At 37.9% G+C, this 12,852-nt stretch carries 16 protein-coding genes and 2 tRNA genes; 9 read left to right on the forward strand and 9 right to left on the reverse strand.

All coding sequences use genetic code 11. From position 1 onward, the window contains the following. Positions 1-240, forward strand: coding sequence for a glutaredoxin (locus N9Y32_03385; protein ID MDB2590056.1), 240 nt, complete (start codon positions 1-3; stop codon positions 238-240). Between the two features lie 139 nt (positions 241-379). Here N9Y32_03385 and N9Y32_03390 read toward each other — a convergent pair whose 3' ends face one another. Further along, positions 380-649, reverse strand: a complete 270-nt coding sequence (locus tag N9Y32_03390; GenBank protein ID MDB2590057.1) for a hypothetical protein — start codon at positions 647-649, stop codon at positions 380-382. 284 nt (positions 650-933) lie between these two features. Here N9Y32_03390 and N9Y32_03395 point away from each other — a divergent pair, with 284 nt between their 5' ends. Beyond that, positions 934-1,569, forward strand: a complete 636-nt coding sequence (locus tag N9Y32_03395; protein ID MDB2590058.1) for a trimeric intracellular cation channel family protein — start codon at positions 934-936, stop codon at positions 1,567-1,569. A 60-nt stretch (positions 1,570-1,629) separates the two neighbouring features. Here N9Y32_03395 and N9Y32_03400 read toward each other — a convergent pair whose 3' ends face one another. After that, complete coding sequence (locus tag N9Y32_03400; GenBank protein ID MDB2590059.1) at positions 1,630-2,580, reverse strand: MBL fold metallo-hydrolase; 951 nt, start codon at positions 2,578-2,580, stop codon at positions 1,630-1,632. 56 nt (positions 2,581-2,636) lie between these two features. On the opposite strand from N9Y32_03400, the gene nudE reads away from it, so the two are divergent. Genes nudE through nadC form a run of 7 tightly spaced genes read left to right on the forward strand, consistent with a single transcriptional unit; the run spans position 2,637 to position 7,498 of the window. Beyond that, positions 2,637-3,194 carry an ADP compounds hydrolase NudE gene (gene nudE / locus N9Y32_03405; GenBank protein ID MDB2590060.1) on the forward strand — a complete coding sequence of 186 codons (558 nt, stop codon included), beginning with the start codon at positions 2,637-2,639 and terminating at the stop codon, positions 3,192-3,194. Next, entirely contained in the window at positions 3,187-3,846 is a 660-nt protein-coding gene (gene aat, locus N9Y32_03410; protein MDB2590061.1) for a leucyl/phenylalanyl-tRNA--protein transferase, read from the forward strand. The genes nudE and aat overlap by 8 nt, the downstream gene beginning before the upstream one ends. A gap of 29 nt (positions 3,847-3,875) precedes the next feature. Continuing rightward, complete coding sequence (locus tag N9Y32_03415; protein MDB2590062.1) at positions 3,876-4,049, forward strand: hypothetical protein; 174 nt, start codon at positions 3,876-3,878, stop codon at positions 4,047-4,049. Between the two features lie 3 nt (positions 4,050-4,052). Then, positions 4,053-5,294 carry a diaminopimelate decarboxylase gene (lysA, locus tag N9Y32_03420; protein ID MDB2590063.1) on the forward strand — a complete coding sequence of 414 codons (1,242 nt, stop codon included), beginning with the start codon at positions 4,053-4,055 and terminating at the stop codon, positions 5,292-5,294. Continuing rightward, positions 5,287-5,589: a ribosome assembly RNA-binding protein YhbY gene (gene yhbY, locus N9Y32_03425; GenBank protein MDB2590064.1), complete on the forward strand. Its 303-nt coding sequence runs from the start codon at positions 5,287-5,289 to the stop codon at positions 5,587-5,589. The genes lysA and yhbY overlap by 8 nt, the downstream gene beginning before the upstream one ends. A gap of 6 nt (positions 5,590-5,595) precedes the next feature. After that, positions 5,596-6,684 carry a lipid-A-disaccharide synthase gene (lpxB, locus tag N9Y32_03430; GenBank protein MDB2590065.1) on the forward strand — a complete coding sequence of 363 codons (1,089 nt, stop codon included), beginning with the start codon at positions 5,596-5,598 and terminating at the stop codon, positions 6,682-6,684. Continuing rightward, positions 6,677-7,498: a carboxylating nicotinate-nucleotide diphosphorylase gene (nadC, locus tag N9Y32_03435; GenBank protein MDB2590066.1), complete on the forward strand. Its 822-nt coding sequence runs from the start codon at positions 6,677-6,679 to the stop codon at positions 7,496-7,498. Before lpxB ends, nadC begins: the two co-directional genes overlap by 8 nt. Here the strand turns inward: nadC and cysQ are convergent. The 7 genes from cysQ to orn form a co-directional block, all read right to left on the reverse strand. Further along, positions 7,484-8,248 carry a 3'(2'),5'-bisphosphate nucleotidase CysQ gene (gene cysQ, locus N9Y32_03440; protein MDB2590067.1) on the reverse strand — a complete coding sequence of 255 codons (765 nt, stop codon included), beginning with the start codon at positions 8,246-8,248 and terminating at the stop codon, positions 7,484-7,486. The genes nadC and cysQ overlap by 15 nt on opposite strands. A 41-nt stretch (positions 8,249-8,289) precedes the next feature. After that, positions 8,290-8,366 (reverse strand) — tRNA-Ile (locus N9Y32_03445). Positions 8,367-8,381: 15 nt separating this feature from the next. Further along, positions 8,382-10,193: an RNA polymerase sigma factor RpoD gene (rpoD, locus tag N9Y32_03450; GenBank protein MDB2590068.1), complete on the reverse strand. Its 1,812-nt coding sequence runs from the start codon at positions 10,191-10,193 to the stop codon at positions 8,382-8,384. An 89-nt stretch (positions 10,194-10,282) separates the two neighbouring features. Then, positions 10,283-11,245: a ribose-phosphate pyrophosphokinase gene (locus tag N9Y32_03455; GenBank protein ID MDB2590069.1), complete on the reverse strand. Its 963-nt coding sequence runs from the start codon at positions 11,243-11,245 to the stop codon at positions 10,283-10,285. Between the two features lie 148 nt (positions 11,246-11,393). Continuing rightward, positions 11,394-11,468, reverse strand: a tRNA-Gln gene (locus tag N9Y32_03460). Continuing rightward, a complete protein-coding gene (ispE, locus tag N9Y32_03465) occupies positions 11,448-12,326 on the reverse strand; it encodes a 4-(cytidine 5'-diphospho)-2-C-methyl-D-erythritol kinase (protein ID MDB2590070.1) in 879 nt (292 codons plus the stop codon). Before ispE ends, N9Y32_03460 begins: the two co-directional genes overlap by 21 nt. Next, positions 12,307-12,849: an oligoribonuclease gene (orn, locus tag N9Y32_03470; GenBank protein ID MDB2590071.1), complete on the reverse strand. Its 543-nt coding sequence runs from the start codon at positions 12,847-12,849 to the stop codon at positions 12,307-12,309. Before orn ends, ispE begins: the two co-directional genes overlap by 20 nt. Positions 12,850-12,852: the final 3 nt, after the last annotated feature.

The raw sequence follows: 12,852 nt of genomic DNA on the forward strand, positions 1-12,852 counted from the left end.
ATGAAAATTGTCGTTTATTCAACGCATACTTGCCCAATTTGCGTAAAAACTAAAGAGCTGTTAGACAAGTGGAATTTGCCTTTTGAGCAAAAATACATTGACGATGATCGTGCCAATATGGTGGAATTTTCAAAAGTGACTGACGGTGCTAGAATGGTGCCACAACTCACCATTGATGGTAAGCATATTGGCGGGTTTAGTGATCTGACAGAACTACACATGGACGGCTTTTTCAAATAAGGCTAATTTTTACCCTTATTTTCGTTATCAAAAATTTCCAATTAGTCACTTTTTAAATTCCTTACGCCTCAAATTTGGCAAAAATTACCACCGCTTAATGCTTTTTCTATAGTTTTTAGCATTAGTTAATTGAGGGTATTTAATACAGCCAAATTAACAATATCACAATAATAACAATTGGCAAGGTGTACTTTTTAACATCAAACTCGTCTTGAGAAGATGTGACAGTTGCCGTTGAAGGGCGTGTCTGTTCTGTTGGCACAGGAGCAGAGTTCAGTTCAACCTTTTGCTCGACTGCTTCGTTAAGTTGCGCTATTAGTTCGTCTTTCTTGTTTTTAAGATTAAGCTGAACACCAATTGTTTGGCCATGATCTTTTAGTTGTTGTTTGGTCATGCTTTTAAAATTCATTCCAACTCCTTAAGTTTGTCAAAATTTACTATCAGTACACTTTTGTCTATCTTACCTGTTGAAAACTTAGTAAATAATGAAAATGAGTCTTTTTCAGGGCTTAAATTGCCAATAAATGGGTTAAAACAGTGTTTTCAGGGATAAAAACGATCGAATATCATCGATATAGCCCTTATTTTTACCAATCACATAAAAATTTCACAAATATTCAAAATGGTTTATAAGTCTTAATAATTGCGTTACAATTCGTCTATTGGTACTGGAAAAGAAAGTCTACTAGAAATATGAATTTAGAAATTACTCAAGAATTTTCCAATAGTCTGTATTGGATATCGTTGATAGCTGTGGTAGTGTCATCAGCCTCTGGTGTGTTGAAATCCGGCTTTAGAAAATTTGATTTATTTGGCGTGGTGATTATTGCTATTACTACAGGTTTGGGCGGAGGATCGTTGCGTGATATGCTGTTGGGTCTAGATGTTTTTTGGATAGAAGATCAAATATTTTTCATTGTTTCGTTTTTGAGTGCTGTGTTGATTTTCATTGGTGCAAGGCTAATCCCTATTTCCTCGAAACTTTTTTTAATTCCTGATGCAGCTGGACTAGCAGCTTTTAGTATTGCTGGAACTATGACGGCCCTAATGGCAGATGCCTCATGGATAATTGCCAGTTTCATGGGCGTTATTACAGGAGCAATGGGCGGAATTTTTCGAGACTTATTAAGCAACGAAACGCCGATTGTGTTTAAAAGTCCACTATATGCAACGGCTGCCTGGATAGGTTCTTTAGGATTTATTGTACTTGTTGATTCTGGTATTAGTGTTACTATTAGCGCTATTATTGCTGGCCTATCTATTTTTATTACCCGCTTATTAGCACTTCGCTTTAACTTAGGCTTACCAAAATTTCAACTTAAGGAATAAAAATGGCTAAAAAAAATGACGACATGTTGTCGTCATTTTGTAAGGTTGAGCGGCGAAGATTTACAGATCTAGCGCCTCAATTTCCAGTAGCATTTTGTTAATATGCACACCTAATTGTTGATCATAGCCACTCCAGTCTTTATATGCTGTTAGATGTTTATCGGCAAAAGGTTTGATTTCGTAGTCGGCCAAATCTTCGTCATATCCTTTTCTAGATTCTTGTTCGATAATTTTAAGGTAATTTAGATAGGGATCAATCGATTGGGTAACAGCTCCTGAGTAACCATGTCCAGGAACATAAGTGTCAATAGTTAAGTTTTTAGCATAATCTAAGATTTTGATATTGTCTAGCATGCTTGACTGTCCATCAAATCTTCCCATTCGATCAGTAAAGGCATTGTCACCAGTAAAAAGAGTTTTGGAATTTACATGCTCAATCATAATATCTGAAGATGAGTGAGATGATGGGAGTGGCGAGTGAATAATGAACTTTTGTCCTTCGATCGTTAGTGCGTCTTTATGGCCAATTGAATAAGTTGGTATAACAGCGATTGTTCCTTTTGCTTTATTAGTAATGTCACTATATATCTTTATCCAACGTTCAGCTTCACCGTATTCCGCTTCTCGGATCATGTTCATGTGGGCGTAGAATTTAGCATCTGGGTATTTATCTTTAATAGCATGATTTGCAAGCCAATGGTCACCATGCACATGCGTGTTTATAACAGCCACAACTGGTTTTGATGATACTTTTTCTACCTCATTAAGAATATTGTCCCCAACAAATTTTGAACTACCAGGGTCAATAATGATTAAACCATTATCTCCTTCAATAAAAATAGGGTTGTTCATAAAGCCATGATTTTTCTCGCTAGGGCTGGCAATAGGCCCATGTATGACATGAACTTGATCATTTAGTTGTTCAAATTTAAAATCGCCCACACCATTAATCACCCAAGCATTTACGAAGCTTGAGAATGTTAATGCAAATAGTAATACCAATTTGTTCATGCCTGTCTTTCCTCTATATTAAGTTAATTATTATAGCTAATGTTATAATGTTAATTATGCGAAAAAAACCCACATTGACTAATATTACTGATATAGCAAAAACACGATTTTTTAATATTCAATCCATGGATGTTGAATTTTCTAATGGAGAGAAGAGGCAATATGAGCGTTTGAAGCCACCTGGCAATGGTGCAGTTTTAGTAATTCCAATGTTGGATGATGAAACCGTATTAATGATTTATGAATATTCTGGTGGCACAGATCGTTATGAGCTAGCACTCACTAAGGGCAAAATTGATGATGGTGAAACGCCTTTAGAGGCCGCCAATAGAGAGCTCATTGAAGAAATTGGCTATGGTGCCAAAAGACTTACTTATATTAAACCTTTGAGCATTGCACCAGGCTATCAGTCTAGTGAAACACATATTGTTTTGGCACAAGATTTGTACGCAGCGAGTGCACAGGGTGATGAGCCAGAACCGCTTGAAGTAGTTGAGCATAAATTAGCTGATTTGGAAAGCCTGGTTTATGATGATAATTTAACGGAAGCCAGAAGTATTGCCGCTCTTTACATGGCTAAAGAATTAATTAGACAACAAAATATAAGTGATTGAAATTCCAAAAGATTTTGTATTAACAGATTCAGATACCCCTTTTTGCGATGTTGAACGCGCCTTAGAAGAGCCCAATGGCCTTATTGCTATAGGGGGTGATTTAACAACTCAACGATTATTGGATGCCTATAGTCGTGGTATTTTTCCTTGGTATAGTGAGCAAGACCCAATTCTATGGTACTGCCCAAACCCAAGAATGGTGATTACTCCAGATAAGCTGCATGTGTCTAAAAGCTTAAGAAAAACATTAAATTCAAGTAAATTTCAACTCAAGATCGATACTGATTTTGAGCAAATTATTCATCATTGTAAAACGGTTCAACGCAAAGACCAGACGGGCACTTGGATTGACCAGGATATGGTATTTGCTTACACAAAGCTATTCGAACAAGGCTTTGTTCGCTGTATTGGCGTATATCAACAATCTAAATTAGTTGGCGGATTATATGGTGTGTCATTAGGCAACGTATTTTTTGGTGAATCGATGTTTTCATTGGTCAAAGACAGCTCAAAAATAGCCTTTGTTCATCTATTAGAACAGATGGGCTATTCATTGATCGATTGCCAAGTTGAGAGTCCTCATCTAAACAGCCTTGGTGCCTTTAATATTGAGCGTCGCGCGTTCATTCAAAGTCTTAAAGAATTACTGTAAAATAGCGACTAATTTTACAAAACTACCAAATGAGAATCTATATGGGACAATTAATCAAATTAACAGCGCTAATTTTTGTAATTGCTGGCATTTCTGCTTGTGGGAGAATGGGCGAATTAGAGACTGTTAAACCAGTTCAAGTAGCCGTTAGTCAGGTGGCAGTAACACCAGAACTAGATATTTTGCCGCATAACTCAAAATAAAACTTGAGCTTTTCCTACAAAAACCAATCCTTACATGCTGAATCTGTTGATATTGCAGATTTAATGCAGAGCTACGGCTCTCCGTTATATGTATATTCACGCACTGATATTGAAAAGAATTGGCGCGAGTTTGACTCAGCCTTTGGACAGCATCCGCACCTGGTTTGTTACGCAGTCAAAGCTAATTCTAATATTGCCGTATTGAATGTATTAGCTAGAATTGGTGCAGGATTTGATATTGTTTCTATTGGTGAATTGGAGCGCGTTTTGGCTGCAGGCGGAGAAGCTTCAAAATGCGTATTTTCTGGTGTGGCTAAAACCCAAGTAGAAATTGAGCGCGGCCTAGAGGTTGGTATTCGTTGCTTTAATGTAGAGTCTGCTGCTGAGCTAGTACGTATTGAGCAAGTGGCGTCGAGTTTAAACATCCAAGCATCCATTTCAATACGCGTCAATCCAAATGTCGATGCAAAAACACATCCATATATTTCAACAGGCTTAAAAGAAAACAAATTTGGTGTTGATATCGATGACGCACTTGAGTTGTATAAAACAGCGCACCAGTCTGAGCATTTGCTGATTAAAGGTTTAGATTGCCATATTGGTTCACAGATTACAGACGTTTCTCCATTTTTAGATGCACTAGACAAAGTGCTAAGCTTAATTAAGACGCTTAAAGCCCAAGGTATTGATATCGAGCACCTAGACTTAGGCGGCGGCGTTGGTATTACTTATGATAATGAAGTGCCGTTAGATATTTCAGCTTACATTGCCCAGGTATTAAAAAAAGTTGGAGATTTAGAGATTATTTTAGAACCCGGTAGGGCGATTGTTGGTAATGCAGGTATTTTTATTACTAAAGTAGAGTTTCTAAAGCAAAATTCAGATAAATCTTTTGCACTGATTGATGGTGCAATGAATGATCTCTTGCGCCCCGCTTTTTATAATGCGTATCATCATGTATTACCAGTTAGTGAAAATTCCATAGGGGTTGATGCCAAATGGGATCTTGTAGGCCCTATTTGTGAAACAGGAGATTTTTTAGCTAAAGATAGGCATTTGTCTTTATCTGAAGGTGACTATTTAGCATTAATGTCCGCAGGGGCATATGGTTTTACCATGAGTTCAAATTACAATTCCAGACCACGCGTAGCTGAGGTAATGGTGTCAGATAGTGAACACCACCTTATCCGTAAGCGTGAAACCATCCAAGATTTATTTAATACAGAGTATCTAATCAATGACTAAGCTTACCAATAACCAAAAGAAATTTTTAAGATCCAAAGGTCACAGCCTTAAACCTGTTGTGATGATTGGACAACACGGACTGAGTGAGGCCGTTTTATCAGAACTTGAATCAAGTCTAGAAACCCATGAATTATTAAAGATCAAGGTTCGTGGCGATGATCGTGAAGATAAGCAACATGTAATTGATAAGATTGTTCAAGCAACCCATGCACACTTAGTGCAGGTTATTGGAAGTGTTATGGTCATTTATCGTGCATTTGATAAAGATCCTCAAATCATCCTTCCAAAAAAATAATTCAAAATGATTAAGATTGCAATTAGTGCTGCCGAAACTTCAGGTGACCTAATTGGATCAACATTAGTTCAAGCGCTAAAAGCCCAAGATCCAACTCTTAATATTGAAGGGTTATGTGGTGAAAAAATGCAGACTCAGGGCTGTATAAAACACTGGGATATGAGCCTAGTAAATGTCATGGGATTCAGCGAAGTTCTAAAAAAACTTCCATCGCTATTAAGGCTAAGAAAATCTATTGTCGAGTATTTCTCTCAACATAAACCAGATGTATTTATTGGGGTAGATGCGCCTGATTTCAATTTTGTTATTGAAAGAAAGCTTAAAGGCCTCGGAATTAAGACAGTTCACTTTATTTCGCCTTCAGTTTGGGCGTGGCGTGCATCACGGGTTAAAAAAATCAAGCGTTCTAGCGACTTAATATTATGCCTATTCCCTTTTGAGGTAGATTTTTACGCGCATCATAATCAGAGGGCTGTATTTGTTGGTCATCCTTTAGCAGAGAAACTCACCCCTAGAAAGAACCACCAATCAGGTAAAAATATTTTACTCATGCCTGGCTCAAGAGCGGGAGAGGTAAGGCGTCTTTTGCCTGAGATGCTCCTTGCAGCGAAATCGATGTCACATCAAGATCCATCATTTAAGTTTCATTTAGCATTAGCGAATGAGGAATTACTTGAATGGGCTAAAGATATTATCGGTCAACAAGATATAAGTCTTTCAGTTAATAAGGCGCATGAGCATATGCAAAACGCAGATTTGGTGTTGGTCGCATCGGGGACCGCAACACTAGAACTGTCCTTAATTGGTGTGCCAATGGTGGTGGTTTATAAGCTGTCTAAGCTGAGTTATTTTATCGCTTCAAATTTAGTTAAAAGTAAATTTATTAGTTTGCCTAATGTGATTGCTAACAAAGCCTTGGTTCCAGAATTGATCCAAAAAGAAGCAAATGGTGATAATATTGCCAACCATGCAATGGCTATTCTAAAGAGTGATCATTCAGATTTGACTGAGGAGTTTTCTAAAATACATAAAAGTCTTTGCTTGAACGCCAGCCAAGAGTCAGCAAAGCTTATTCTTGAATTTATCCATGAATAAAGAGCTGCAAAAAATTATTAATTTGGCGCTTGATGAAGATTTAGGCTCTGGTGATGTTTCGGCAACTTTATTGCCCAATGAGCAAGCTGTTGCAACCATTATTTGTCGAGAAAGTGCTGTCATTTGTGGTGTTGAATTTGCTCAAGCTACTTTCGCCTCACTAGATAAAGATATTAAAATCTCTTGGCAAGTTAAAGATGGAGATTTAGTGGCGCCATCTCAAATTTTAGCAACCTTGTCAGGCTCATCAAGATCAATTATTAGTGGGGAGCGTGTAGCACTTAATTTTTTGCAAGCACTGAGTTCAGTGGCAACGCAAACAAACTTAATGGTTGCCAAAATAGCACATACAAAAGCAAAATTACTAGACACAAGAAAAACTCTACCTGGGCTTCGACTGGCGCAAAAATATGCGGTTAAATGTGGTGGCGGCAATAATCACCGACTTGGATTGTATGACTGTGTCATGCTTAAAGAAAACCATATTATAGCTTTCGGTAGTATAACTAAAGCCGTGAAAAATGCTAAAGAAAAATATCCAAAGCTTGACTTAATTGTTGAAGTAGAAACGCTAGATCAATTAGCAGAAGTGCTTAAACTAGAAGGTGTAACGCGAGCATTGTGCGACAATTTTTCACATCAAGAATTGGCTCAGGCTGTACAAATGGCTTCTAGTAAGTTAGATCTTGAAGCTTCTGGAAATATTAATTTAGAAACACTTGTTGCTGTTGCCGAGACGGGTGTTGATTTTATTTCAACTGGTATTATTACTAAAGATATTAAGGCAGTTGATTTGTCATTACGCTTTTCCTGAAGCAAAAAACACCGGACTACTGAGATCATCTTGGATGTTATAACGTAGAGGTTGTGAATCTTCCCCAATAACTTGCCCACCTGCTGCTTCCAAGATACAGACACCTGCGGCCGTGTCCCATTCAGAGCAAGGGCCAAATCTTGGATAGTAGTCATATTCGCCCTCAGCAATTTTACAAAATTTTAGTGCACTACCTAGGTGGCTTATATTGCATTCCCCAATCTGATTTAAGTGATCATTTAGTTTTGAATTATGCAACGAGTGATGCCCAATAACAACCTCTAGAGGTTCTTTTTTAGAATTCACTTGTAGCAACGTGGTTGTATTATTAGTGAGTTTGAAGGCTTGATAATTTTCGTTAGTAAAATAGTGTGTTTTACTAAGAGGTGCATATATAAAACCATAAATAGGGCGATTTTCTTTAATATAAGCGATGCAAATGCAAAATTCTCCCGTTTGTTGAATAAAATCTCTGGTGCCATCAAGTGGGTCTATAAGCCAATATTCACTCCAAGTTGAGCGAACTGAAAAATCAGGTAATTCTGACTCTTCTGAAAGAATAGGGATGTTGGAAGTTATCTGACTTAATCCTTTAACTAATTGCTGATGCGCTTCTTTATCAACAACTGTCAAAGGAGTTTGGTCTGATTTAGTCTCAATGGTGAGACTGGTTTTGTAATACGACATAATCATCTCTCCGACTTGAGTGGTAAGTGTGATTAAGTGTGGTGTTAGCGTATTAAACATCATGATATTATCATACCATTGAGCATGAAAAATACTGCTAAATATGGTGGGCCTACTTGGACTTGAACCAAGGACCAATCGATTATGAGTCGAGTGCTCTAACCAGCTGAGCTATAGGCCCGATAAAACGGATTTTTTAAGAATCTAAAAAGCTTTGAAGCTTATGGGCACGAGAAGGATGTCGTAATTTTCTCAGTGCTTTGGCTTCAATTTGTCGAATACGCTCTCGCGTTACATCAAATTGTCTGCCAACCTCTTCAAGTGTATGATCAGTGTTCATATCAATACCAAAACGCATTTTTAGCACCTTTGCCTCACGAGGAGATAAGTTTGCTAATAATTCGCCTGTGGTCTCTCTAAGACTTTCTTTTGTAGTAATTTCTACAGGTGAAGATAGATTAGTGTCTTCAATAAAGTCACCGATATTAGAGTCTTCGTCATCACCTACAGGTGTTTCCATAGATAAAGGCTCTTTGGCAATTTTAAGAATTTTAATAATCTTGTATTCTGGCAACTCCATTTCAACAGCTAGTTCTTCTGGAGAAGCTTCACGACCAAATTTTTGTAATAATTGACGGCGAACACGATTTAGTTTGTTTATAGTCTCAATCATATGCACTGGAATACGAATAGTTCGAGCTTGATCGGCAATTGAGCGAGTAATCGCTTGACGAATCCACCAAGTAGCGTACGTTGAGAATTTATAACCACGACGGTACTCAAATTTATCTACCGCTTTCATTAAGCCAACATTACCCTCTTGAATAAGATCCAAGAACTGTAAGCCACGATTTGCATATTTTTTAGCAATAGAGATAACCAATCTTAGGTTGGCTTCGGTCATTTGTGACTTAGCTTTCTTAGCGCGACGATCACCTTTACGATAAAGCTTATTTAGTGCTTTTAATTCAGCGATAGTTAAATGCATTTCTTCTTCATATTCATGAAGATTTTTCTGTGCATAAAAAATTTCATCTTTAGAAGATGCGAGTGCTGAAACTAGTTTTTCATCTAATTTTGCATTTTTCAACCAATCATAGTTAGTTTCATTACCGGCAAACATCTCAAGAAATTGAACTCTTTCCATTCCCGCATAAAGACAGGCACTTTGGATTACTTTTTCTTGTTTTTTGACCTGGTCGACGCGATCACAAATAACTACCATCATAGTTGAAACAAGCTTAGGCGCTAGGCGCAAGTCTGACAAACCTTTGGAAAGCTCTACCCGAGCAGCTATTGTTTTTTTATGACGAAAACCATGCTTATCTTTTAGTTCTTGATAACCTTCAGAACAGCTTAAAACTGTCTCAAAACGGGTATTTACCTTGTCTTCATCAGGGCCAGAGTATTCCATTTCTTCCATGTCTTCATACTCTTCAATATCATCAAACTCGCCGGCATCAAATGCAGCTTTTTTAGCTTCAAAATCTGCTGCATCGCCTTGATAACCAATGATTACATCGGTAATTTTACACTTGCCTTCTTCTAGTCGTTTATGCGCCTTGAAGAAGTAATCAGTGATTGATGGGTAAAGTGTAATAGCTTGCATAATTTCAAATACACCAGCTTCAATTTCTTTAGCAATACGAACTTCATCTTTTTGCTCTAATAGGTCTACGACACCCATCTCACGCATGTACATTCTCACTGGATCAGTTGTTCTACCAAATTCAGAATCTAGCGCTGCAAGCGCTGCAACTGCAGCTTCTGCAGAAGTAGATTGTGATTTAGCACCTGCAACGACTAAGGTATCAGCATCAGGAACTGTATCAGAGACAGAGATGTCTAATTCTTCTAGAATCGTAACAATAGGCTCTATTTGATCTTGTGTCAGTAAGTCCTCAGGCAAAAGATCATTAATTTCAGAGTAGGTTAGATAACCTTTCTCTTTACCAATCATGATAAGTTGTTGAAGTGCTTGCTTATGTGCTTTAGTAGTAGATTTCATAGAGTGACTTGTTATGACGGGCCAAGTGATGGATTATACACAAAGTTATCGATTAAAAATCATAGCCTTGCGTACTTTAAGGTGAATAACTATTGGATATCAGAAAAAATGTTAATAATAGATTGTTCTTCGCTAATTCGCTTGATGACTTCTGCCATAACTGGCGCAATAGAAAGTTGTCTAATTTTATTACATTTAGCTGTTTCAGCATTTAATGGTATGGTGTTTGTGGTGACTAGCTCATCAAGTTCAGAGTTCTCAATAGTGCTAATGGCATTACCAGAAAGCACGGCATGTGTTGCATAGGCTACAACTTTTTTTGCACCTTTTTCTTTTAGAATGCCTGCCGCTTGACACAAGGTTCCAGCTGTATCAACCATATCATCAATTAAGACACAGGTTTTTCCTTCAACATCACCAATCACATTCATCACCTTAACCATATTAGGCGCAGGGCGACGCTTATCAATAATTGCTAAATCTGCATCATTAAGTTTCTTAGCTGCAGCGCGAGCTCTTACAACTCCACCAACATCTGGAGAAACGACCACAATATCCTTGTAATTTTGATTAATGATGTCATCTAATAACACGGGTTGAGCGAAGATATTGTCAATTGGAATATCAAAAAATCCTTGGATCTGATCAGCATGCAAGTCAACTGTTAAAATTCTATCAATTCCTGAAGCCTCAACCATCTTAGCAGCAAGTTTTGCTGTAATTGGAACGCGCGTTAAACGAGAGCGACGATCTTGTCTTGAATAGCCAAAGTATGGCACAACTGCTGTGATTCTTGCTGCTGATGAGCGCTTTAAGGCATCCGCCATAACCAATAACTCCATTAGAGTTTCTGCTGGAGAAGGCCCGCAAGTAGGTTGTATGATGAAGACGTCACAGCCTCGGACATTTTCTAAGATTTCAACTTGAGATTCACCATCGCTAAATCTTCCAATAAGGGCCTTTCCTTGTGCAATATTTAAACTAGAAATAATTTCACCAGATAGTAACGGGTTTGCGTTACCACTAAAAATTTTGATCGTGTCAAGAGACATAAGCGTGATTGATTGTTGAAAGTTGATTAAATTATACTAGGTTACAGTGACAAAAATAATTTTTGCTTGTGGATTGCATGAGTAAATTTGACCAAATAAAAAACATAAAAAAAGCTACGCCTTAATGCTAAGACATAGCTTTTGAAAATGGCTGGGCTGGCAGGGATCGAACCTGCGAATGACGGGATCAAAACCCGGTGCCTTACCGCTTGGCGACAGCCCATTTGAAGATCGGAGAAGTGTCTATTGCTTTCGCAGTAAAACTCATCCATTTTTTTGGCATTTTTTCTAATGCTACCATAGCATCATTTTGATTGGAAAATTCAGCAAAAACACAACTGCCTGTCCCACTCATTCTAGCTTTCCCTGAGATATTAGAACAGCGATTAAGATGATCTAATGCAAACCTAATTTCTTCTGTTTGCTCAATGGCTGCTTGCAAACAATCGTTATGAGTATTTTCAAGCTCAGAGAAGTCGGATATTTTCCCTATCATCGGGCTCATTGTCAATGCTTTATGCGAGAAAATTTTTGATGTTGCAATATGCTCATTAACAAACACCACTAAAAAGTGATTATTTGGAGTTTTTATTGGGCTTAGTATTTCTCCAACACCTTCTGCCCAAGCGCTTTGAGCATAAATAAAAATTGGCACATCAGCGCCTAACTTTAAACCTAATTCCATAAGCTCTTGCTGGTTTAAGCCTGTGTTCCAAATATAGTTTAGCGCAACCAATGTCGTTGCTGCATCAGATGAGCCGCCTCCCAGGCCGCCACCTGAGGGAATGCGCTTAACAATAGAAATGTTACAACCTAACTGAGTATGGGTAATATTTTGTAAGAGTTTTGCGGCGCGAATGATTAAATCAGATTCAGGCGCTATGTCATCATTGCCTGAGGTGCGACTGATGATGCCGTTATTGGTAATCGAAAATTGCAACTCATCATAATAATCTAACAACTGAAAGAGGGTTTGTAAATTATGATAACCATCTTCGCGCTTACTATTGATGTGCAAAAATAAATTAATCTTTGCCGGTGCGAGCCATACCTTAGGAGGGCTAGACATCAATAAAGACATCTCGATAGTATTTTAATTCATTAATTGAATCACGAATATCGGCTAACGCTAGGTGCGCAGACTCACCTTCTCGAATCATTTTTGCTTGTGGCTTCCATCGTACTAAAAGCTCTTTTAATGTGCTTACGTCAATATGGCGATAGTGGAAAAACTTTTCTAGCTCTGGCATGTAATTGTATAAAAAACGCCTATCTTGACAAACGGTATTACCACACATAGGAGAGGCACCAGCGTTGACATGTTTTTCTAAGAACTCGATGGTTTGCTTCTCGGCTTGCTTGGAAGAAATAATGCTATCTTTAACACGCTGAACTAGGCCGGAGTTTGTGTGATGCTCAGTATTCCATTCATCCATACCTGCTAAAATTTCACTACTTTGGTGGATAACCATAGAAGGACCCTCTTCCAAAATATTGAGATTTGCATCTGTCACAATGGTGGCAATCTCAATAATTACATCGCGCTCTGGCAATAAGCCAGTCATTTCTAGGTCGATCCAAATTAAATTCGTATCTTTGTTCATGTT

The organism is Candidatus Thioglobus sp. (genome assembly GCA_028228555.1).
Taxonomy (GTDB): Bacteria; Pseudomonadota; Gammaproteobacteria; order PS1; family Pseudothioglobaceae; genus Thioglobus_A.